We start from the raw sequence: 21533 nt of genomic DNA, 5'->3' as shown, positions 1-21533 counted from the left end.
TGACCCGAGCCTGGCTCATGGTAGGTAATCTCCTTCCGTCCGCGCAGGCCGTCACCCCGCTCGATATGGAGATCAGCCGATGACGATCGGGCTGGCCCGGGTCACCGTCAGCTCCCCCCTCCGCCGGGTCGACGTGGCCCTGCCCGAGCAGGTACCGCTCGTCGAGCTGCTGCCCGAGGTGCTCCGGCACGCCGGTGTCGGGCTCGCCGACGACGGCGAACGGCACGGCGGCTGGCTGCTGCGCCGGGCCGACGGCAGCACGCTCGCCACCGGACAGGCGCTGCTCGCCCAGGGAGTCCGCGACGGCGAGGTGCTGCATCTGGTGCCCGGCCGCGCCGAGTGGCCCGAGCCCGAGTACGACGACGTGGTGGAGGCCATCGCCGACGGCGCACGACAACGCGGTGCCGCCTGGTCACCGGAGGCCACCCGGGTCGCCGCGCTGGCCGGCGCCGGAGTGCCGCTCGGCGTCGGCCTGGTCGCCCTGATCGCCTCCGGCCCCGACGTTCAGGCCACTTGGCCGGTGACGACCCTGGTCACGGTCCTGCTGGTGCTCGCCGGCACGGTGTTCTCTCGGGCCCGGGGCGACGGCACGGCCGGTGCCGTCCTCGGCGGGTACGCACTGCCGTACGCCGCCGTGGCCGGTGCCCTGGCGGTCAGCTCGGGCGACCCGGTCGGTCCGCTCGGTCTGCTGCGCTGGGTCGGTGCGGAGGAGGCGCTGGCCGCAGCGGTGACACTGCTGCTGGTGTCGGTGCTCGGGCTGCTCGGCGTGGCCACCCGACAGCGGGTCTTCGTGGCCGGGGTGGTGGTCGGCGCGGTCGGTGTCCCGACCGCCCTCGGCGGGGTGCTGCTCGGCCCGGCCGGCGCGACGGCCGTCCTGCTCTGCGTGCTCGCCTTCGCGATCGGCGCGGTCCCGCTGCTGGCGATCCGGCTGGGCCGGGTGCCGCTGCCGCCGACCACTCTGCCGACCGGCACCGCCCACGACCTGGACCAGGCTCGTGACCTGCCCGATCGCGGCCGGGTGTACGCGGCGGTCGCCCGCACCGAGGAGATGCTGACCGGAATGCTGATCGGGCACGCGGTGCTGGCCGGCGTGGCCGGTCTGGTGCTCGCCGTCACCGGTGGCGTCGCCGGCTGGCTGCTGGTCGGGGTGACCTCGATGGTGTTCCTGCTGCGCGCCCGGCTCTTCGCGGCGGCACGGCACCGGGTGCCGCCGCTGCTCGCCGGGCTGGCCGGGTATGCGGCCCTCGGCACGGTGCTCGCCGTCGACACCGCGACCGGACCGCTGCTCCTGCCGGTTGGCGGCCTGCTGGTCGGTCTCACGGTCGCGGCGGCCGGCACCGGCTACGCCCACCGGCCGGTCTCGCCCTACGTCGGGCGGATCGCCGACCTCACCGACACCGCTCTGGTGATCTCCGTGGTGCCGGTCGCCTGCGCGGTGCTCGGACTCTACGAACGGGCCCTGGGACTGCTCGGCTGAGCAATCCGGCGGGCCCGTCGCGAGGTCGGGTCAGTGCGTGGTCTCGCCGCGCTCCTCGGCGTCCTTGGCTCGCCGGTAGGAGGCCAGGATCTCGGTCTCGGCCTCGGTGCGCCCCACCCAGGTCGCGCCCTCGACCGACTTGCCCGGCTCCAGGTCCTTGTAGACCTCGAAGAAGTGCTGGATCTCCAGCCGGTCGAACTCGCCGAGGTGGTGGATGTCGCGCAGGTGCTCCTGCCGGGGGTCCTCGTACGGCACGCAGAGGACCTTGTCGTCGCCGCCCTTCTCGTCCGTCATCCGGAACATGCCGATGGTGCGGCACCGGATCAGGCAGCCGGGGAAGGTGGGCTCGGGCACCAGCACGAGGGCGTCCAGGGGGTCGCCGTCCGCGCCGAGGGTGCCCTCGATGAAGCCGTAGTCGGCCGGGTACTGGGTGGAGGTGAAGAGCGTGCGGTCCAGCCGGATCCGGCCGGTCACGTGGTCCACCTCGTACTTGTTGCGGTGACCCTTGGGGATCTCAACCGTGACGTCGAAATCCATTCGCACGCTCCCTCGTTCGCCGACGCTGGCTTGACGGAACCGGCGACCAGCCCGGACAGGCGAATGCTCGCCCACCGAGTCCGGCCGCCGCATAGTCTTCGGACCGAAGTAGTGTCACCCAGGCCGGTTTCCGGTGGGGGAGGAGGGGGTCGTGGGGAGGGAAGATTCACACTACCGTCCGGAGGGTGCCGCCGAAGGTGGTACCGCGACACCGCCGGTCGCACCGGCGACCGGGCGGGTAGTGGTGCCTGGCGCGCACCTGCTCCGGACACCGTCGCCGACACCCGCGGACCCCGCTCCGACGAGCCCGGCACCCGGTGCCACCCCACCCGCCTCCGGCACCGCGTCCGTGCCGCCCGGTACCACGTCCGGTCCGGTCGGTCGGGTGAGCGTTCCGGCCGGTTCCGTGGCGGTCCCGGCCGCAGCTACGTCCGGGGCGGCCGACACGCCGTCCGGCCCGCAGGCTGACTCCGGCGCGGTGCCGCCGGCCCCAGCCGGGGACACCGCCGCCCCGGCCGACCAGGGGACACCGCCCGCGCCGCCGTCCGCCCCACGCCGACGATTGCCGCTGGTGCTCGCCGCCGTGCTGGCGCTCGTGCTGGTCGGGGTGGGAGTGGTCGTGGTACGCCCCGGCCCCGTCGGTCAGTGGCTGGGCGATGACCACGACACGTCGACGGTCGCGGAGTCGCCGGAGCCCGATCCGGTCGCGGTGCTGGCTGCGGCCGACATCGGCGCGCCCGTGCCCAGTGCCGACGGGATGCGTGTGTTGCTCGACCCGCTGATCGGTGACGCCGCGCTCGGCGACCGGGTCAACCTCGCCGTGGCCGACGCCCTGACCGGGCAGTTGCTCTTCGACCGGGGCGGTGCCGAGGCCACCGTGCCGGCCTCGGTGACGAAGTTGCTGACGGCGGTCACCGTGCTGACCGCCCACGGCCCCGGTCATCGGATCCCGACCCGGGTGGTGGCGGGTGCCCAGCCCGGTGAGGTGGTCATCGTCGGTGGCGGTGACCCCTCCCTGTCCGCCGGTGCCAAGGGCTTCTACACCGGTGCCGCGAGCCTGGAAAGCCTCGCCGAGCAGGTGCGTACGGCCCTGGGTGGCACCCCGCCGACCAGCGTCGTGGTCGACTCGTCGCTCTATCCCGGGCCGGTGTTCGGGCCGGGCTGGGACGACGACATCCCCACCGGCGGCTACGGCGGCGCGGTCACCGCGCTGATGCTCGACGGTGCCCGCAAGGACCCCAAGGCGGGGCGGGGCTGGGCCGAGCGGGTGCCCGAGCCGGACCTGACCGCCGGGCGCGCCTTCGCCAAGCTGCTCGGCGTACCGGCCGGTGCGGTACGCAAGGGCACCGCCCCGGTGGCCCCGGTCGACGCGACCGGCGGCACCGAACCCGGCACCGAGTTGGGCGTGGTGCACTCGCCACCGTTGATCCGTCTGGTCGATGTCATGATCAGCGAGAGCGACAACATCGTCGCCGAGGCGTTGGCCCGCCAGGTCGCGTTGGCCCGCGGCCAGCCCGCGTCGTTTGCCGGCGCCGCCACGGCGATGGCCGAGATGGTGCCCGAACTGGGCCTGCCGGTGGACGGGCTGACGCTCGCCGACGGCAGTGGCCTGTCCCGGAAGAACCTGATCAGCCCCGCGCTGCTGACCGAACTGCTGGCCCTCGCGGCCGGTCCGGACCGGCCCGAACTCGGCGGCATCTTCGGTGGACTGCCGGTCGGTGGCTGGTCCGGCACGCTGCGCGACCGCTACGGTTCGGCACCCGGCACGGACGCCGGTGTAGGGGTGGTCCGCGCCAAGACGGGCACGCTGACCCGGGTGCACGCCATCGCCGGTGTGGTGACCACCGCCGAGGGACGGCTACTCACCTTCGCGGTGCTCACCGACCAGGTGCCGCCGGAGGGCATGGAACCCGCCCGGTTGGCGCTGGACCGGATCGCCGCGGCGCTCGCCACCTGCGGCTGCCCCTGACCGGGAAGGCCGGTGCACCCGGCGCGATCCGGGGACGGGTGTCGTGGCGCGGGTACGGTGGGTGGCATGGCGCAGTTCGTGGACTGGGATCTGGCCGCCGCTACTGCGGGGGCGCTGGGCAAGTCGGGCCCCCGGGTGTCGTATGCCGAGGCCACCGAGGTGGTCACCGAGCTGCGCCGGTTGACCGACGAGGCGGCCGGGCACGTCGCCGACTACACCGGGTTGACGTCGCAGGTGGCCCATCCGCCGGTGCGGGTGGTCGACCGGCGGGACTGGGCGGCGACCAACATCGCCGGCCTGCGCGAGGTGATCACCCCGCTGGTCGGCCGGCTCGCCGAGGACAAGCAGCCGGGCGCGTTCACCGAGGCGATCGGGTCGCGGGTCACCGGAGTCCAGGCGGGAACGGTGCTGGCGTACCTGTCCGGCCGGGTGCTCGGTCAGTACGAGGTCTTCTCCGCCGACCCGGGTCAGCTTCTGCTCGTCGCGCCGAACATCGTCGAGGTGGAGCGGAAGCTGGGCGCCGAGCCACGGGACTTCCGGCTCTGGGTGTGCCTGCACGAGGTGACCCACCGGACGCAGTTCACCGCGGTGCCGTGGATGCGGGCGTACTTCCTGGGTGAGGTGCAGGCGTTCGTGGACGCCTCGCAGGGGGGCGAGCACCTGGTCGAACGGCTGCGCCGGGGCGTGGGCACCCTCGCCGACGTGGTCCGCAACCCGGAGAGCCGGGCCAGCGTGCTGGACATCGTGCAGACCCCGGGGCAGCGCGCCGTGCTGGACCGGCTGACCGCGCTGATGACGCTGCTGGAAGGGCACGCCGAGTTCGTGATGGACGGCGTCGGGCCCCAGGTGATCCCGAGTGTCGAGCGGATCCGGGCCGGATTCGACCGTCGTCGGGAGGCCGGCAACCCGGTGGAGAAGGCGGTCCGCCGCCTGATCGGCATCGACGTCAAGCTCCGGCAGTACGCGGAGGGCCGCAAGTTCGTCCACGCGGTGGTGGACCGGGTCGGGATGGAAGGCTTCAACCGGATCTTCCAGTCCCCGCTGACGCTGCCCCGCCTCTCCGAGTTGAGCGAACCGGACGCCTGGGTGGCCCGGGTGCACGGTCCCGTCGGGCCGAAGCCCCCCGCCGACTGAGCATGGCCCCACTCGCCCCGTCGGTCGCCGCGATCCGGGTCGCGGTCCGTCGCGCGCTGGCCGAGCTGACGGCGTCCGGACCGGTGCTGGTGGCCTGCTCCGGCGGAGCCGACTCGCTCGCCCTGGCCGCCGCCGCCGCGTTCGTGGCACCCCGGTCGGGACGGGTCGCCGGGCTGGTCACCGTCGACCACGGGTTGCAGCCCGGATCCGCCGAGCGGGCCCAGGCGGTCGCGGACTGGGCGCGGCAGAGCGGGCTGGCACCGGTGGAGGTGGTCCGGGTGGAGGTCGCCGGCCGACCCGGTGGCCCCGAGGCCGCCGCCCGCCAGGCCCGCTACCAGGCGTTGGTCGAGGTCGCCGGTCGGTACGGGGCGGCGGCGGTGCTCACCGGGCACACCCGGGACGACCAGGCGGAGACGGTCCTGCTCGCGCTGGCCCGAGGTGCCGGCCCCCGTGGGCTGGCCGGGATGCCGGCGTACCGGGAACTGGCTGGGGTGCCGCTGCTCCGGCCGCTGTTGGAGACCGCTCGGGAGCAGACCCGGGCGGCGTGCACGGCGCTGGGCCTGACTCCGTGGGAGGACCCGCACAACACCGATCCGGCCTACGCCCGGTCGCGGGTACGGGCCGACGTGCTGCCCGCGCTGGTCGAGGCGCTCGGCCCGGCGGTGGTGGACAACCTGGCCCGTACCGCCCGGCTGGTCGCGGCGGACAACGCGGTGCTGGACGGGCTGGCCGTCGAGGCGCTGACCGCCGCCCGGCATCCCGACGATGGACTGGCCGTCAAGGCGCTGGCCGACCTCGCTCCCGCGCTGCGGGGTCGGGTGCTGCGTGCCTGGGCGCACGAACTGGGCGTCGCACCGGCCGCCCTGTCGCACCGGCACGTCGTCGCGCTGGACACGCTGGTCACCGACTGGCGGGGACAGGGCGCGGCGTACCTGCCGGGTGGGTTGCGGATTCGCCGGCACCGCGACCGGCTGCTGCCGGCGGACCGGCCCGCCGCACCCCCGACGGACGACGACGAGGTCGACACGTGACGTACCCCCGCAGGCCGCTGTTCGCCCCGCACGGCGCGGTCGCCACCAGTCATCCGCTGGCCACGGCGGCCGGGCTGGCCGTGCTGCGCCGGGGTGGCAACGCGGTCGACGCCGCCCTGGCCACCGCGACCACGCTGACCGTGGTGCAGCCGCCGTCGAACGACATCGGCGGTGACCTGTTCGCCATCGTCTGGGACGGCCACCGGCTGCACGGTCTGAACGCCTCCGGCCGGTCGCCGGCCGCACTGACCCGGGACCTGGTCCTGGCCGCCACCGACGGCCGGGGTGCCGATCCTGCCGACGCGCTGGGCGGGACGCAGGCCCGGGGACCGGCGATGCCGGCCCGGGGCTGGCTGCCGGTGACCGTGCCGGGCGTGCCGGCGGGCTGGCGCGACCTGCACGACCGGTTCGGTTCGCTGCCCTTCGCGGACCTGTTCACCGACGCGATCGGGTACGCCGAGCACGGCCATCCGGTCTCCACCGGTACCGCCGAGACCTGGGCCCGAGCGGTCGCCGGACACGCCGGCCGCACCGGCGGGGAGTACGCCGAGTTCGCCCGGGTCTTCGCCCCGGAGGGACGGGCACCCCGCTCCGGCGAACGCTGGCGCAACCCGGACGCCGCGCGGACCCTGCGACTGATCGCGCAGAGTGGGGCCGAGGAGTTCTACCGGGGCCGGATCGCGGCGGCCCTGGCCGACCACGCGGCCCGGACCGGTGGGCTGCTCACCGGTGACGACCTGGCGGCGCACGCCTCCACCTGGGTCGACCCGGTGCCGGTCGGCTACCGGAACCACGAGGTGTGGGAGCTTCCGCCGAACGGGCAGGGTGTGGCCGCCCTGATCGCCCTGGGCATCCTCGACGGGCTCGATCCGGCCGACGCGTCGTGGCGGCACCGGCAGATCGAGGCGGTCAAGCTCGGCTTCGCCGACGCGCACGCCCACGTCACCGACGTCGACCGGATGCGGCTGCCGGTCCAGGCGCTGCTCACCCCCGAGCACCTGGCCTCGCGCCGGTCCTCGATCACCGAGGACGCCGCCGATCCGGTCGCCGGGGTGCCGGAGCGCGGCGGGACGGTGTACCTCTGCACGGCCGACGACGACGGCATGATGGTGAGCCTGATCCAGTCCACCTACCTGGCCTTCGGCTCGCACGTGGTGCTGCCCGGGCACGGCTTCGCCCTGCAGAACCGAGGTCTCGGCTTCCGCCTCGACGCCGACCACCCGAACGTGGTGGGCCCGGCGAAGCGGCCGTACCACACCATCATCCCCGGGTTCCTGACCCGCGAGGGCGCGCCGGTCGGGCCGTTCGGGGTGATGGGCGGACACATGCAGCCCCAGGGACACGTGCAACTGATCTCGTCGACCGTGGACGCCGGTCTCGACCCGCAGGCGGCGCTGGACGCCCCGCGCTGGTACTGGCACGCCGGCCGGGCGGTGCTGGTGGAGGAGCACCTGGCAGCCGGGCCGGGCGGTGCTGAACTCGTCGCCGACCTGCGCGCCCGGGGTCACCGGGTCACCGTCGCGGACGAGCCGGCCGTCTTCGGGTACGGCCAGGCGATCTGGCGGCGTCCCGACGGCGGCTACGTCGTCGGCTCGGAGTCCCGGGTCGACGGTGCGGCCGGCGGTTTCTAGGTCCTGCGTCGACGGTGCGGCCGGCGGTTTCTAGGTCCTGCGTCGAAGTCCCTGGCCGGCCTGCGGCGGGCCCAAGCGACGACCGGCCGCGTTGGCAATTGGTCCGGATACCGGTGTTGTATCCGGACCAATTCCCGCCTTGCCGGACCGCCGCCTGGACTCCGCCTCGGCTCGACCGAGGACTTCGACACAGGCCCCAGGCGTAGCGGGGTCAGCCCGCTGGAACTCGGTCGCGGAACGTGGTGCGGTACGCGTGCGGGGTGGCGCCGACCCGGCGGGTGAAGTGGTGCCGCAGCGTGGCGGCGTCCCCGAAGCCGGCCCGCTCGGCGACCACCTCCACCGACAGTGCGGTGTCCTCCAGCAGCCGCCGGGCCAGCAGCACCCGCTGGCCGGTCAGCCAGTCGTGCGGGGTGGTGCCGGTCTCCGCCCGGAACCGGCGGGCGAAGGTCCGGGGCGCCATGCCCGCGCGGGCGGCAACATCGTCGACGGTGAGCTGCTGGTCGAGCCGCTCCATCAGCCACTCCAGCACCGGCTCCAGGGTGGGGGCCTCCGGTGCCTTCGGAATCGGCGCCTCGACGTACTGCGACTGGCCGCCGTCGCGGTGCGGCGGCACCACCATCCGTCGGGCCAGCCGGGTGGCGACGGCCGAGCCGTGCTCCTGGCGTACCAGGTGCAGGCAGGCGTCGATGCCGGCGGCGGTGCCGGCGCTGGTGAGCAGCCGGCCGTCCTGCACGTAGAGCGAGTTGCAGCGGACCTGGGCACTCGGGTGGCGGCGCTGCAACTCGTCGACGTGCCGCCAGTGCGTGGTGCATTCCCGGCCGTCGAGCAGCCCGGCCTCGCCCAGCAGGTACGCCCCGGTGCAGACGCTGAACAGGTGTGCCCCCCGGTCGGCGGCCCGCCGCAGCGCCTCGCGCACCTCGGCGGGCGCTCCGGTGCCGTGGTGCGCCGGCACGGCCACCAGGTCGGCCTGGTCGATCGGGCCCAGGTCGGCGGTGGGCACCAGGCCGAAACCGGCGATGGTACGCACCGGGGCACCCTGCGGGCTGCACAGGTCGAACCGGTAGCCGGGCAGGCCGTCGGCGGTGCGGTCGGTGCCGAAGACCTCGGCGAGCACGCCGACTTCGAACGGGGCGACGCCGTCCAGGGCGAGTACTGCGACCGAGCGGAGCATGTGACGAGGGTAACCCGAGGGGTGGCGGGAAATCGAGGGTGAATGGCATTCCTGCCACTGTCCGGCGTGTGGCGAGGCGCGGAGACTGGTGTCAGCCCGGTGCACCGGCGGCGAGATCACCATAAATCAGATGAAAGCGAGCGTCGCCATGGGACTCCTGTTCTTCCTCGTGTTCTTCCTGCTCCTCGCCCTGCTCTCGGCCGCCGGGTTGACCGCGGACAGCCGCGACTCGGCCGACTGGAAGCCGTCCGACGGCGGCCACCGCTGGCGGTCCCACCCGTCCTGAACTGATTAGTGCTCTTCGTCCCCAAAAATCCGGGCCGGGGTCGCCCGAAAGAGGCGGCCCCGCCGACGACGAACCCGGGGCGTACGGCAGGCTAGGGCCATGGCTGACGGCTCCTGGTACGACGCCGACATCGACCACGTGATCATTTCGGAGGCGCAGATCCGCGAGAAGACCGCGGAACTGGCCAAGCAGGTCTCCGCGGACTACGCCCACGTCACCGACGGGCTGCTGCTCGTCTGCGTACTCAAGGGCGCGGTCATGTTCATGGCCGACTTCGCCCGGGCGCTGGGCCGCCAGGGCCCCCCCGCCGAGCTGGACTTCATGGCCATCTCCTCCTACGGCCAGGGCACCACCTCCTCCGGGGTGGTCCGGATCCTCAAGGACCTCGACCGGGACATCGCCGGCCGGCACGTCGTCGTCGTGGAGGACATCGTCGACTCCGGGCTGACCCTCTCCTGGCTGCTGCGCTACCTGGAGTCCCGGTCCGCGGCGAGCGTCGAGGTGGTCGCGCTGTTCCGCAAGCCCGACGCGGTCAAGGTGACGGTGCCGGTGAAGTACGTCGGCTTCGACATCCCGACCGAGTTCGTCGTCGGGTACGGCCTGGACTTCGGCGAGCGCTACCGCGAGCTGCCGTACGTCGGCGTACTCAAGCCGGAGGTGTACGCCCGGTCCTGACCCCGGCCCGATCGGCGCGGCGGCCGAGTCCGGTGCCGCCGGTCCGGCCGACGTTCAGCCGACTTTCAGCTGGTCGGGCTACCGTGGACTCCGGTGACGGTGGGATCCGCTCTCCGTCACGCCGGTCGACACCCGGTTCGCCGTACGCGTAAGTGCTGGGCTCGCCAGCTCAGATCCGTCTCATACGGTGTACCGTCGAATGACCGTGGCGCGACAATTCGTGCCCCGGGGTCGAGGCCGGCCCGCACGGCGGCTCCGGCAGCCGCCCAGGCGGCGACACCCACAGTCGGTCAGGACGTCGATCAGGAGGATGCGGGCGTCTCGGCGCTCGACAACAGCATGGAACGTACGCGTTTCTTCCGCCGACCGGTGTTCTGGGTCATCCTGGTCATCCTCGGCGCCGTCGTGCTCAGTCAGTTGTTCACCGGTGGGCCCAGCTACCACCGCGTGGACACCTCAGTCGCGCTCGACCAGCTCAACAAGGGCGGCATCGAGAAGGTCGTCTTCCAGGACAAGGAACAGACGATCCAGCTGAACCTGGCCGAAGAGGCCGAGTTCGGCGAGACGAAGACCAAGCTGATCGAGGCCCAGTTCCCGTACGAGGTCGGCAACGAGGTCTGGAACCAGGTCCTCGACGCCAAGGCGAACAACCGGGTCACCGGGCCGGCCGACACCGAGGTGTCGTCGGACAGCATCTGGGTCAGCCTGCTGGTCAACCTGCTCCCCATCGTGCTGCTCGTGCTGCTGCTGCTGTTCTTCATGTCGCAGATGCAGGGTGGCGGCTCCCGGGTGCTCAACTTCGGCAAGTCCAAGGCGAAGATGATCACCAAGGACACCCCGAAGACCACCTTCGCGGACGTCGCGGGCTCCGAGGAGGCCGTCGAGGAGCTGCACGAAATCAAGGACTTCCTGCAGAACCCGGCGAAGTACCAGGCGCTCGGCGCGAAGATCCCGAAGGGCGTACTCCTCTTCGGGCCGCCCGGAACCGGTAAGACGCTGCTCGCCCGGGCGGTCGCCGGTGAGGCGGGGGTGCCGTTCTACTCGATCTCCGGTTCCGACTTCGTCGAGATGTTCGTCGGTGTCGGCGCCAGCCGGGTCCGCGACCTGTTCGAGCAGGCCAAGGCCAACGCTCCCGCGATCGTCTTCGTCGACGAGATCGACGCCGTCGGTCGTCACCGTGGCGCCGGCATGGGCGGTGGTCACGACGAGCGTGAGCAGACCCTGAACCAGCTCCTCGTCGAGATGGACGGCTTCGACGTCAAGGGCGGCGTCATCCTGATCGCCGCCACCAACCGGCCGGACATCCTCGACCCCGCGCTGCTGCGCCCGGGCCGGTTCGACCGGCAGATCCCGGTCGACGCCCCCGACATGGAGGGCCGCAAGGCCATCCTGCGGGTGCACGCGAAGGGCAAGCCGTTCACGCCCGACGTCGACCTCGACTCGGTGGCCAAGCGGACGCCGGGCTTCAGCGGCGCCGACCTGGCCAACGTGATCAACGAGGCGGCCCTGCTGACCGCCCGCAAGGACCAGCGGGCGATCAGCAACGAGTCGCTGGAGGAGTCGATCGACCGGGTGATCGCCGGTCCGCAGCGCCGGACCCGTGTGATGGGCGACCAGGAGAAGAAGATCACCGCGTACCACGAGGGTGGCCACGCGCTGGTCGCCTGGGCACTGCCGCACGCCGCGCCGGTGCATAAGGTGACGATCCTGTCGCGCGGTCGCTCGCTGGGGCACACCCTGGTGCTGCCCACCGAGGACAAGTACACCCAGACCCGCGCCGAGATGATCGACACCCTGGCGTACGCGCTGGGCGGCCGGGCCGCCGAGGAACTCGTCTTCCACGAGCCCACCACCGGTGCCGGCAACGACATCGAGAAGGCCACCGCACTGGCCCGCGCGATGATCACGCAGTACGGCATGAGCTCCAAGCTCGGTGCGATCAAGTACGGCACCAGCGGCGACGAGCCGTTCCTCGGCCGCAACATGGGCCACGAGCGGGACTACTCCGACGCCGTCGCCGCCGAGATCGACGGCGAGATGCGGGCGCTGATCGAACTGGCCCACGACGAGGCCTGGGAGATCCTGGTCGAGTACCGGGACGTCCTGGACAACATCGTGCTCGAACTGATGGAGAAGGAAACCCTCTCCACCGCCGACATGGCCCGGATCTGCGCCCGGGTGGTGAAGCGTCCGCCGATGGCGCCGTACAACGGCTTCGGCAAGCGGCAGCCCTCCACCGAGCCGCCCGTGCTCACCCCGGCCGAGAAGGACGCGCTCAAGGTGCAGGCCGAGGCCGACGGCGCCCAGGCCACCACGGTCGGTGGCGTCAGCTCGAACAACTCGGACGGCCCGCACTGAGCACCGACGACACGGCGGCCGGTCCCCAGCCACGGGGATCGGCCGCCTCGGCAACCGAGCCCGACATCGATGACCTCGACGATCTCGACTACATCGCCGCCCGGCTGGTCAACGGCCGGCTCACCGGCCGCCCGGTCGAGGACACCATGGACCTCGGCCGGATCGAGAAGGCGGTCCGCGAGATCCTGATCGCGGTCGGCGAGAACCCGGACCGCGACGGCCTCCAGCAGACCCCGGCCCGGGTGGCCCGGGCGTACGCCGAGCTCTTCGCCGGCCTACGGGTCGACCCGGCCACGGTGCTCACCACCACCTTCGAGGCCAACCACGAGGAACTCGTCCTGGTCCGGGACATCGACGTGATGAGCCTCTGCGAGCACCACCTGCTGCCGTTCCGAGGCAGCGCACACATCGGCTACATCCCCGGGCCCGACGGTCGGATCACCGGCCTGTCCAAACTGGCCCGGCTGGTCGAGGTCTTCGCGCGGCGTCCGCAGGTGCAGGAGCGGCTCACCTCCCAGATCGCCGACCTGCTGATGGAGCGGTTGGCGCCACGGGGTGTGGTGGTCGTGCTGGAGTGTGAGCACATGTGCATGGCCATGCGCGGCATCCAGAAGTCGGGCGCCAAGACGATCACCTCGGCGGTCCGCGGGACCCTGCAACGGGACGCCAAGTCCCGTGCCGAGGCGATGGCCCTGATCATCCCGCGCTGAGCGGCTCGGGATCTCCCCGGCACGGGGACCGGCCGGGCACCGGTGCCGCCGGAGCCCGGCCCGCTCAGGCGGCCAGCATCGCCAGGACGATTCCGGCCGTGACCAGCACCGCCGGGACCAGGCAGACCAGCGCGCCGAACCGAGGTGTCCGGTCCACCCGCTCACCCGGTCGAGGCGGGAAGAGCCGCCCCACCGCGAGCCAGCCCGCGCCGAACGCCACCGCCGGTGCCGGCAGGCCGACCAGCAGCGCCAGCACCGCCACCGCGTCGCTGTCGGCGACCAGGTACGCCACGATCTGGAGCAGCGGCACCAGCAGCCCCAACGGCCCGTAGAGGAGCAGGTTGCGCGGTCGGGTCGACCAGTGGGCCGCCCCGGGCAACCCTCGGGCCGCCAGGACGTCGTCCGCACCGTGCGCCCAGCGGTTCGCCTCCCGCAACGCGGCCAGCACCGTCCCCGACCCACCGGTCATCGCACGGGTCGCCTCGGTCAGCTCCGGCGGCGCGGGCATCAGCGACATCGGCGGTACGCCCAACTCCCGCAGCCGGGCCTCCTGCGGCGCCAACCGGGTACGCACCGACGTCAACTCCTCGCGGGCGGCCTGGACCGTGCGCGCCTGCTCGCTCGCGGCGGTCGCCGCGTCCCGGCGTACCCCGTCGAGCTGACGGGTCGCGGCCAGATAGTCGGTCCACGCCGCCGCCACCGGATCCGTGGAACCGGACGGCGACGTCCCACCGGTCCGCTGTCGGACCGGCCCGGCGGTCGTGGTCGACGATCCGCTTCCCGTCACGCCGCCTCCCCGTCCACGTCATCCGGCACGTCGTACGGCACCAGCACCAGCCCACGCTCGGCCGGGCCGTCCCAGAGGACCACCCGCCCGGCCCGGGGCCGCCACTCCACCGGCCGACCGAACACCGGCGTGAGCTGCGCCCCCGGCACACCCGCGACCGCCACCGCGGTCAGCTTGTCGACCGTCTCCTCCGGCCCCAGCAGCGCCGCGAACGACGGCACCGTGCGCCACCACCCGAGCAGATGCTGCCCCGCCGGTGGGCCCTCCCGCAGCAGCATCCGCAGCCGATCCGGTGGCAGCTGCTCCGGCGGCGCCACGTCCAGCCCGAACACCACCAGGTAGGCGGGCTGCCCGGCGTCGACGACCGCGAGCAGCCCGGCCAGGTCTACCGTCTCCACCGGATGCCGGTGCGCCAACTCCTGCGCCAGGTCGTCGGCTGACGACCGCGACTCGGGATCCGGTACGGCGATCACGAAGCGTGCCGTTCCCGGCGGGTGGTGCGCCGCAGTGCTCCGGGCGGCCGTGGCCAGCAGCCGGGTCGCCTCCGGTCGCGGCCCGAGTACGGCCAGGTTGCGCCCGGCGGCCGGGCCGAGCGGCACCATCACGGTGCTCCGTGCCACGTCCACCGCCCGCCCGAGCAGCGCCGCCGGCGCCAACGTCTGCCCGGACTCGGCCGAGCGGTGGCGCGGATCGTTGCGCAACGAGGGGTACGCGTACCCGGCGAAGACCACCGGCGGGACGCTGCCCTCCGGACGCGCCTGCCAGAGACGGTGCCGCAGGCCCTCCACGACGTCCGGCTCGTCCTGCGGATCGGGGAACCGGACCATCCGCTCGTGTCCCCGAATCGCGCCACGCGGACCACCGAGCCCCCCGGCGGTGTTCACCACCGCGCTGCCCACCGGCAGCCCGGCCGCCGAATCGTTGGTCGGCTCCAGCACCGGCCCGCCGCCCGGCAGCGCCACCCGCACCGGGAACTGGCCGAGCAGCGAGTCCCGCTGCCCACCGTCGCGTACGCCCAACCCCAGATCGCCCTCACCGGCCAGCACCAGGTGCACCCCGTACGCCCGGCCCGTCCTGGTCAGCGCGTCCAGCCGGGCCACCACGTCGGCGGCCAACCGGTCCCGCTCGGCGAAGAGCAGCGGCAGGTTCTCCACCACGCAGACCACCCGGGGCAGCCGTCGGTGTCGCCGTAGCTCGGCGAAACGTTGCCCACCCGCGCGGGTCGCCGCGTCGGACCGCCGTTGCACCTCCGCCGTCAACTGCTCCAGCAGGTCCAGCACGTACTCGCGGTCGGCGGCCATCGCCGCGGCCCGTACCTGTGGCACCCAGGACCGGTCCCGCTCGGTCTGCAGGAACTCCGCGAAGGACTCGCCCGCACCGAGGTCGACCAGGTACAGCTCCAGCTCCTCCGGGCCGTACCGGGCGGCGAGACCGAGCAGCGCCGTGGTCAGGAACGTGGCGCGACAGACCCGGGACCGGCCGCTGACCAGCCAGTGCGGCGTCAACTCGGTGAAGCCGAGGGGCACCGGACGCCCACCCGCGTCGCCGACCGTGGTGCTCAGCCCGTCGGTCGCCTCCAGCTGCCACAACTCGTCGCTCTCCGGCGGCAGCAGGCCCGACAGCGACAGCCGGGTACCGGCCTCGATCTGGGCGGCGAGTCGGCGGCAGACGGTGTCGACCAGCTCAGCCGGTGGATCCGGCTCGACGAACACCGGCGAGTTCAACCCACCCGGCGAGCCGGTGCCCGCGCTGGCGAAGGGTGCCCCGGGCGGGTCGCCCAACAGCGCGTACGCGGTCCGGACGGAGAGCGCGGTGGCCCGGGGCAGCGGATTCCGTCCGCCCGTCGGCCACCCGGCGACCACCAGGTGCAGCCCGGCGGTGGTGCCCTGCTCGGCGAGCGCCTCGATCCGCGCCAGGTCGGTCGCCTCGGTGCCGTCCGGCAGGGCGGCGACCACCAGCAACATCGACCGGTCGTGCCGGCGGGTACCCGAGGCCCCCGGCGTCACCCACCGTTCCGCCTCGGTCAACACCGCCCGCAGTCCGTCGACGTCCGTGGCCGGCGGCGGGAGCACCCCGGCGTCGCCAAGTGCCCCGAACGGCCCGAGCACCCCACCCGTCGCGTCCACCGCCCGCACCAGCAGCGCCCCCGCCGGTGTCGCCGCCACCAGTCGCAGCAGTACGGCCCGCAGCAGCCCGGCCACCCGAGGATCGTGCGCGTCGACGTCGACGGCCAGATGCCCGGTGCCGACCAGCGGGACCAGCGCGGGGAAGCGAGCGTCGTCCAGCGGCGCGGCGGTGCCCACCCGAACGAAGGGCGGTGGGCCCTCCCCGGCGGGACAGGTCGGCACGATCGCGTCCAGCTCGGTACCGGCCCAGCCGGGCGCGAGGATCAGTGCGGCGCCGCGCAGCCGTTCGGCGAGTGCGTACTGGCGACGTTGGTCGGCGGGAGCGGGACGGGTTTCGTCGAGGACGGCTGCCGCCGCGGTGACCGTCGCGGCAGCTCGGCGGTGCAGCGCGGCGGCACGGAGCGTCCGTGCCTTCGGACCGCCCACCGCGTCCACCTCCTCCGCCCGAGGTCGGCACCAGGTCCCGGGCAGAGACGACGGTATCCCAGTCGCGGCCCCTCCTCGGGGATGCGCGGCGCTGCAGCGCCGGTGTTGTCGTGGATCTCACCGGTCGCCAGTGGTCCGTCACGATCTGCTGAATCTGGGGCATTGGGTCCACAGCGTCCAGCCGATAGCCTCAGGGGGTGGAATCAGTGCCGCCCCCCGCCGGTTCCCAGGTCTCCCGCGTACCGGCGCAACGGACCCCGCCGGAGGAGGATCTGGCGCCGCCCTCGACCGCGCCGGCGCCACCCCAGCCTCGGCGGCGACTGCGGAAGGTACTGATGGTGATCACCGGGGCGGTGGCGACGCTCTGCCTGGCGGGCGGTATCACCGGCTTCGTCATGTACGACCGCGCCACCACCCCCGACCGGGGTACGCCAACGGTGGTAGTGGACAGTTACTTGCGCGCGTTCCTGATCGACGAGAACCAGGTGCGGGCGGATCTTTTCACCTGCGAGGGCAACACGGATCTGGAACAGCTCAGCCAGCTGAGGAGTGATCTAGAAGCCCGGGAACAGCGCTTCGGCGTCAGCATCATGGTCAGTTGGGGAAACCCACGGGCGCAAGAGGACGGCGACACAGCCAAGGTTCGAGTTGATCTTCTATTCTCGGCCCGTGTTGATGGTGTCCGGCAGAATGACCGTCAGACCTGGTTGTTCACAACGAGACTCGGCGATGAGTGGCGTGTGTGCTCTGCAGTTGTCGAGGGCTGAACTACTACTCGACCCATAGCAGGTGTACGGGTACCTCCAGTGTGGTCGGGGACTGGCCGCGCCAGGCCCAGCGGTACCACTCCAACTCGGGCGCGACCCGTACGCAGATGTCGCCTTCGGCACCGGAGTAGGTCTCGGTGACCGCGCGTAGGTCGCGGTGCTCGACGGTGTCGACCATGTGTACGACGCGTCGGCCGGTGACCGCGTCGGCCTCGAAGACCGGGGTGGGGGACCGGTGCGCGGGAGCGTCCAGCGAGACGAGCCGCAGGCCGTTGTCGTCGGCAGGGGGGGTACGCGAGCCCACCGTCTCGACCCAGACCCGCTCGACCGGTACCAGTGGTGCGAAGACCTCCACCTGGTCGGACTCGGCGCGATACCACTCGTGCTCCGGGATGACCGGCACGTAGGTGCGACTGTTCTGCACCACCCGCTCGTCGGCCCGCAGGTCGGTGCGCCATCCGAGGCCGGGCAGCCCGACCAGGACGCGTTGCCCGCGCAGATCGACGCGGCCGGCGGCGGGCACGATCTCGATCGGGCGGGGTGGTCGTGGCGCCCAGTCCGGCTGGTCGGCGAAGGGGTCGGGAAGGGGCCCGGTCATGACGACGGGTCTCTCACCCCGCGCCCTTGAGCGGTGCGCCCTTGGCGCGCATGAAGGGCACCGGGTCGATGGCGCCCCGGCTGCTGCGGTCTCCGTCGACGTGCACCTCGAAGTGCAGGTGCGGCCCGGAGGAGTTGCCGCTGCTGCCCACCTCGCCGATCACCTCACCGGCCTGCACGGTGTCACCTACCTGGACGCGGGGACGACTGACCAGGTGACAGTATCGGGTGATGACACCCTGGGCGTGCAGCACGTCCACGAACCAGCCGCAGCCGCCCTTATTCGGCCAACCGTCCACGTTGCAGCTCAGACGTCCGCGCCGGTCTGGGTCGCACCGCGAGACGATGACCCGGCCGGTGGCCGCGACTCTGATCAGGGTGCCCTTCGGCGCGGCGATGTCCACCCCGTTGTGCCCGGGGCGGCTGGCCGTCCGGAAACCGGAGCCCACGCCGCCGGGGATGGGCGCGGTCCAGCCGGAGGCGGCGATGTCGCCCGACGCGGCCGCGTCGCACACCTGCTGGCCAGCGATCAGTGCTGTTCGGGCGGCACCACCGGCGAGCGCGTCGACGATGCGCGAGGCGAGTTCCTCGTGCTTGGCGTACGCGTCGGGAAAGGCGCTGATCTGGACCCGCTGGGCGGCCACGGTCAGTGGCAGCTTCTCCCAGTCGGGTACGTCCACGAGCTTCTCGTAGAACTTGCGGGACGCGTACGCCGGGTTCATCCGCTGCCGGACCGACCCCCATGAGGCGCGCTGCTGGAACAGACCAACCGAGTCGTGGTCGGCACCGACGCCCTCGTTGGGGATGTCATTCGACTCGGCGACAGTACGGTTGGCCAGGTTGAGCAGCCGGGACTCCTGCATCGCGGTCGCCACGGCGACCACCCATCCCCGGGCCGGCACCTTCATCTCCTGGCCGACCTTGATGATGACTGCGGCGTTGCGCATCTGCCGCTCCCCGTAATCGGAGAACCGGGGCATCTTGCCGGTGACGTCGACCGTGAAGTCCCCGGTGCACTCCATGCTGACCGGGTCGATCTGCTCGGCGGACTCACCACCCAACTCGGTGAGGAAGAAGGCACCGGCCCCACCCGTGCAGCACAGTAAGGCGAGCGCGGCGGTGAGCGCTGCAGCGAGTGCGCCCACCCGCACCGGCGGCCGACGCGGACTACTTCCGTTGCTCATGACGGCACTCCGCTTCGCTTCGTGCCGCCATGAGGCACCACTGCACCGTGACGATGATTCGCTCGCTGACGCTTGCTCATGACGGCACTCCGCTTCGCTTCGTGCCGCCATGAGGCACCACTGCACCGTGACGATGATTCGCTCGCTGACGCTCGCTCATGCTCGCTCCCAGTCCACGGCGTCGACCAACCATCGCCCGTCCGGCGCCACCAGTTCGAGCCGGAGCCGCCCGGTGTCGAGCGTGACCAGCGCCTCCACGAATGTCTCGCCCCGAGGACGCACGGTCACCTCCTCGGTCAGTTCCCCGGCGGGCACGCCTGCGGGGTCCGCGCCGGCGAGCTTGTCGAGGAGAGCCGGGGTGGCGAACGGGCGTAGCTCCTGATGCCACTGCTCCGCAGACTGTCCGGGCTGTCCGAGCCAGGCAGTCGTGAAGCGTTCCGCGATCCGCTCCGGTGTGGGCTCGCCGGGGCGGGTGACCGGTGACGGCGTCGTGGTCGTCGAGATCGCGCCGTCGTCGCCGGTGGTCGGGTGCACCGTGGTGATCGGCGCCGGCGGGCGGTTGCTCAGTCCGGCGGAGGAGCCGTCCGGGCCGGACACCACCCGGGCCGCCCCGACCACGCCGATCACCAGGACCGCGATGCCGAGCGCGACGCCCAGCCGGGACCGCAACAACCGGGTGAAGACGAACTCGGTCGCGCGCCGCACGATGCTCACCGGGCCTCGGAACGAACCCGCGGCGTCACCTTCTCGGGTGCCCGCTCAGCCGAGCCCGGCCGGTAGATGGCGAACGACGGGTTCTCCTCGGGAACGTCCGGCGCCGTCCAGGAGGCGGGCTGACGACGGCGCGGGCGCGGCGCGGAGGGCCGGCCCTCGGGGCGTTGCTCCTCGGCCGGGGAAGGTGTGCCCTTGGGTTCCCGGCCGTCCGGGCGCTGCGGAGCGTCCGGACGCTGTGGAGTGCCCGGGCCGCCGACGGGGACCGGGTCCGGCCGGGCCTCGGGGCGCACCTTCGGCTGCTCCGGCGCCAGGGCTCGGCGCCGCCCCATGCCCGGCTCGGTGGTCCCGCCCGGCTCGGCCACGTCGAGCCGGGCGGCGGTACGCATGTCCCGGAAGAACCTCCGGTGCCAGGACCCGGCGGAACTGACCGCCTCGCTGCTGTCCTTCCCGCCCAACTGGGTGATCCGGCGGTAGGGGCGCAGCAGCAGCCAACCGACCACTCCGCACAGCCAGACCAGGACCACCTGCAGCCAGCCCGGCAGCGTGGCGGTGCTCATGATGAGGTCGACGGCGAAGAGGTAGATGGCGGCACCGGTGCCGAAGATCGCGATGTTGAAGAGAGCCGCCACCACAGCGTTGCCGAGACGACGCAGCCCGGCGCTGGCTGGACGGAGCAGACCGATCGTGCCCAGGATCGGCGCGGCGATCACCGCCCACCGGAAGATCAGGAAGCCGAGCAGGACGAGCAGTGACGCGGTCAGGTCGAACATCGCGAAGAGCAGGGCGGCCAGTACGGCGATGAAGCCCGCGCCGACCCGATCCATGTCCCGGACGCCCTGCAGGTACTCGAACGCCTCCGGATCCTCCCGCTCGATCTGCGCCGCGACGGTCATCCACTGCTGCTTCTTGGCACTAATGGTGGCCTCGCGAAGTTGAGGACTGGCCCTCAACTTCTCTGCCTCTTCCCACGATAACGACTTAGCATCATACAAGGCCTCGCCGTATTTGCGAGCAGTCTCACTGTCTGCTGAGCCCAATGCGCCGCGAAGCCAGTTTCGGTAAAGAAGTGCTTCGGTTGCGGTATCACTCGCCCGGACTGCAGGTGGCCGTTTGTCCACGCAGGCATCCGGATTTGGCATTACGCATCTTTCAGGCGGAATTGTCTCCGCAGCAGGCCCTACGGCATCATGCACGACGCCTAGAGTGGAAACTAATGCTCCGTCGGCGAGGTTAGCCGACTTGACCGGCCAAGCGGCTAGCGCGGTTACCGCTATCATTACCACCAGCGCCCACCCCGCGGTGGTCATGGCATTGCTCATGTCGGACTGGCGGGATCGCCAGAGCAGATACAACCCAACGACGCAGAGCGTGACGATGCCGAAGACGCTGAACACCTTCTGGTAGATCGCCTTGGTCGCCTGCTCTACGAGGGGATCGGCCCAACCCCACATCGTTCCGGGCTCCCACGCGCGCTCACGAAGCGCGTTTGAGGCGCCGATGATCGCTGTGGCCATCATGAACTCGCCGTTCGCGATGGTGTTGGTGAACTTGTAGTCCGGGTGCAGCAGGGTCGTGGCGCAGCCGGACTCAACCTTGTAGGTGCTGTAGCTGTAGCCGGCGTAGCCGTAGTTGCTGTAGTAATCGCCAGACCCACGCATTGTGTTCGTTGGGGGTCTCGAGGCGAACCAGCCAGCGATGCCGGAGTCCGGTGCGGTCGGTGTCGGGGGGTTCAGGCAGGTGGCCTCCGACTCCGCGACCTGCTGGAGCTTTGCGACGCAGGCCCGGAAGTCGACCTGCCACTCCTGCACGGTGCACAGGTCGGCGGAAGCCTGGTATGCGACCGGGGCGGCGTACGCGGGTGTGGCGGTGAGCCCGGGCCAACTGATCGTGGCCCCGGCGAGGACGCCGAGTGCCAGGAGGAACGCCGTGATCCTTGCCCGGGCCCTCGCCATG

18 protein-coding genes are annotated in these 21533 nt (G+C 72.3%); 10 read left to right on the top strand and 8 right to left on the bottom strand.

Features of this window, described 5'->3' with window-relative positions; all coding sequences use genetic code 11:
- Positions 1 to 79 precede the first annotated feature (79 nt).
- Entirely contained in the window at positions 80 to 1477 is a 1398-nt protein-coding gene (gene eccD, locus ACZ31C_RS10070; protein ID WP_465794907.1) for a type VII secretion integral membrane protein EccD, read from the top strand.
- A 30-nt stretch (positions 1478 to 1507) separates the two neighbouring features.
- Here the strand turns inward: eccD and ACZ31C_RS10065 are convergent, their stop codons facing one another.
- Positions 1508 to 2014 (bottom strand): inorganic diphosphatase, encoded by a 507-nt coding sequence (locus ACZ31C_RS10065; protein WP_350698623.1) that lies wholly within the window; start codon positions 2012 to 2014, stop codon positions 1508 to 1510.
- 478 nt (positions 2015 to 2492) lie between these two features.
- Here ACZ31C_RS10065 and dacB point away from each other — a divergent pair, with 478 nt between their 5' ends.
- The 4 genes from dacB (at position 2493) to ACZ31C_RS10045 (ending at position 7779) form a co-directional block, all read left to right on the top strand.
- Positions 2493 to 3983, top strand: coding sequence for a D-alanyl-D-alanine carboxypeptidase/D-alanyl-D-alanine endopeptidase (gene dacB, locus ACZ31C_RS10060; protein ID WP_465795025.1), 1491 nt, complete (start codon positions 2493 to 2495; stop codon positions 3981 to 3983).
- 66 nt (positions 3984 to 4049) lie between these two features.
- Positions 4050 to 5117 carry a zinc-dependent metalloprotease gene (locus tag ACZ31C_RS10055; RefSeq protein WP_396742203.1) on the top strand — a complete coding sequence of 356 codons (1068 nt, stop codon included), beginning with the start codon at positions 4050 to 4052 and terminating at the stop codon, positions 5115 to 5117.
- Between the two features lie 2 nt (positions 5118 to 5119).
- Positions 5120 to 6148 (top strand): tRNA lysidine(34) synthetase TilS, encoded by a 1029-nt coding sequence (tilS, locus tag ACZ31C_RS10050; protein ID WP_465794906.1) that lies wholly within the window; start codon positions 5120 to 5122, stop codon positions 6146 to 6148.
- Complete coding sequence (locus ACZ31C_RS10045) at positions 6145 to 7779, top strand: gamma-glutamyltransferase family protein (protein ID WP_465794905.1); 1635 nt, start codon at positions 6145 to 6147, stop codon at positions 7777 to 7779. Before tilS ends, ACZ31C_RS10045 begins: the two co-directional genes overlap by 4 nt.
- Before the next feature lie 211 nt (positions 7780 to 7990).
- On the opposite strand, the gene ACZ31C_RS10040 is transcribed toward ACZ31C_RS10045, so the two are convergent.
- Positions 7991 to 8950, bottom strand: coding sequence for a GlxA family transcriptional regulator (locus tag ACZ31C_RS10040; protein WP_465794904.1), 960 nt, complete (start codon positions 8948 to 8950; stop codon positions 7991 to 7993).
- 130 nt (positions 8951 to 9080) lie between these two features.
- Between ACZ31C_RS10040 and ACZ31C_RS10035 the strand changes: the two genes are divergently transcribed.
- From ACZ31C_RS10035 to folE, 4 genes are all read left to right on the top strand, one after another.
- Positions 9081 to 9236: a hypothetical protein gene (locus ACZ31C_RS10035; RefSeq protein WP_465795033.1), complete on the top strand. Its 156-nt coding sequence runs from the start codon at positions 9081 to 9083 to the stop codon at positions 9234 to 9236.
- A gap of 99 nt (positions 9237 to 9335) precedes the next feature.
- Positions 9336 to 9911: a hypoxanthine phosphoribosyltransferase gene (gene hpt, locus ACZ31C_RS10030; protein ID WP_013736289.1), complete on the top strand. Its 576-nt coding sequence runs from the start codon at positions 9336 to 9338 to the stop codon at positions 9909 to 9911.
- A gap of 339 nt (positions 9912 to 10250) precedes the next feature.
- The gene (gene ftsH / locus ACZ31C_RS10025; RefSeq protein ID WP_396742194.1) at positions 10251 to 12269 is read left to right on the top strand and encodes an ATP-dependent zinc metalloprotease FtsH; all 2019 of its coding nucleotides are present in this window, start codon (positions 10251 to 10253) and stop codon (positions 12267 to 12269) included.
- Positions 12270 to 12361: 92 nt separating this feature from the next.
- On the top strand, positions 12362 to 12979 hold the full coding sequence (folE, locus tag ACZ31C_RS10020; protein WP_117227356.1) for a GTP cyclohydrolase I FolE: 618 nt from the start codon (positions 12362 to 12364) through the stop codon (positions 12977 to 12979).
- A gap of 64 nt (positions 12980 to 13043) precedes the next feature.
- On the opposite strand, the gene ACZ31C_RS10015 is transcribed toward folE, so the two are convergent.
- Positions 13044 to 13766, bottom strand: a complete 723-nt coding sequence (locus ACZ31C_RS10015; protein ID WP_465794903.1) for a hypothetical protein — start codon at positions 13764 to 13766, stop codon at positions 13044 to 13046.
- The gene (locus ACZ31C_RS10010) at positions 13763 to 16327 is read right to left on the bottom strand and encodes an FtsK/SpoIIIE domain-containing protein (RefSeq protein ID WP_465794902.1); all 2565 of its coding nucleotides are present in this window, start codon (positions 16325 to 16327) and stop codon (positions 13763 to 13765) included. Before ACZ31C_RS10010 ends, ACZ31C_RS10015 begins: the two co-directional genes overlap by 4 nt.
- Before the next feature lie 197 nt (positions 16328 to 16524).
- Here ACZ31C_RS10010 and ACZ31C_RS10005 point away from each other — a divergent pair, with 197 nt between their 5' ends.
- The gene (locus tag ACZ31C_RS10005) at positions 16525 to 17085 is read left to right on the top strand and encodes a hypothetical protein (protein WP_465795024.1); all 561 of its coding nucleotides are present in this window, start codon (positions 16525 to 16527) and stop codon (positions 17083 to 17085) included.
- 4 nt (positions 17086 to 17089) lie between these two features.
- Here the strand turns inward: ACZ31C_RS10005 and ACZ31C_RS10000 are convergent, their stop codons facing one another.
- The 4 genes from ACZ31C_RS10000 to ACZ31C_RS09985 form a co-directional block, all read right to left on the bottom strand.
- Positions 17090 to 17683 carry a hypothetical protein gene (locus tag ACZ31C_RS10000; RefSeq protein WP_465794901.1) on the bottom strand — a complete coding sequence of 198 codons (594 nt, stop codon included), beginning with the start codon at positions 17681 to 17683 and terminating at the stop codon, positions 17090 to 17092.
- 13 nt (positions 17684 to 17696) lie between these two features.
- Positions 17697 to 18866 carry a M23 family metallopeptidase gene (locus ACZ31C_RS09995; RefSeq protein ID WP_465794900.1) on the bottom strand — a complete coding sequence of 390 codons (1170 nt, stop codon included), beginning with the start codon at positions 18864 to 18866 and terminating at the stop codon, positions 17697 to 17699.
- Between the two features lie 156 nt (positions 18867 to 19022).
- The gene (locus ACZ31C_RS09990; protein WP_465794899.1) at positions 19023 to 19580 is read right to left on the bottom strand and encodes a hypothetical protein; all 558 of its coding nucleotides are present in this window, start codon (positions 19578 to 19580) and stop codon (positions 19023 to 19025) included.
- The gene (locus ACZ31C_RS09985) at positions 19577 to 21532 is read right to left on the bottom strand and encodes an MFS transporter (protein WP_465794898.1); all 1956 of its coding nucleotides are present in this window, start codon (positions 21530 to 21532) and stop codon (positions 19577 to 19579) included. Before ACZ31C_RS09985 ends, ACZ31C_RS09990 begins: the two co-directional genes overlap by 4 nt.
- Position 21533 lies beyond the last annotated feature (1 nt).

This window comes from Micromonospora sp. NPDC023869 (assembly GCF_055559695.1).
This window is presented reverse-complemented; position numbering and strand designations above follow the sequence as displayed.

What these genes read in the sequence shown, in the direction of transcription:
- eccD (WP_465794907.1), top strand. Translation starts at nt 80, where the DNA reads ATGACGATCGGGCTGGCCCGGGTCACCGTCAGCTCCCCCCTCCGCCGG.
- ACZ31C_RS10065 (WP_350698623.1), bottom strand. Translation starts at nt 2,014, where the DNA reads ATGGATTTCGACGTCACGGTTGAGATCCCCAAGGGTCACCGCAACAAG.
- ACZ31C_RS10055 (WP_396742203.1), top strand. Translation starts at nt 4,050, where the DNA reads ATGGCGCAGTTCGTGGACTGGGATCTGGCCGCCGCTACTGCGGGGGCG.
- tilS (WP_465794906.1), top strand. Translation starts at nt 5,120, where the DNA reads ATGGCCCCACTCGCCCCGTCGGTCGCCGCGATCCGGGTCGCGGTCCGT.
- ACZ31C_RS10040 (WP_465794904.1), bottom strand. Translation starts at nt 8,950, where the DNA reads ATGCTCCGCTCGGTCGCAGTACTCGCCCTGGACGGCGTCGCCCCGTTC.
- ACZ31C_RS10035 (WP_465795033.1), top strand. Translation starts at nt 9,081, where the DNA reads ATGAAAGCGAGCGTCGCCATGGGACTCCTGTTCTTCCTCGTGTTCTTC.
- hpt (WP_013736289.1), top strand. Translation starts at nt 9,336, where the DNA reads ATGGCTGACGGCTCCTGGTACGACGCCGACATCGACCACGTGATCATT.
- ftsH (WP_396742194.1), top strand. Translation starts at nt 10,251, where the DNA reads ATGGAACGTACGCGTTTCTTCCGCCGACCGGTGTTCTGGGTCATCCTG.
- ACZ31C_RS10000 (WP_465794901.1), bottom strand. Translation starts at nt 17,683, where the DNA reads ATGACCGGGCCCCTTCCCGACCCCTTCGCCGACCAGCCGGACTGGGCG.
- ACZ31C_RS09995 (WP_465794900.1), bottom strand. Translation starts at nt 18,866, where the DNA reads ATGAGCAACGGAAGTAGTCCGCGTCGGCCGCCGGTGCGGGTGGGCGCA.
- ACZ31C_RS09985 (WP_465794898.1), bottom strand. Translation starts at nt 21,532, where the DNA reads ATGGCGAGGGCCCGGGCAAGGATCACGGCGTTCCTCCTGGCACTCGGC.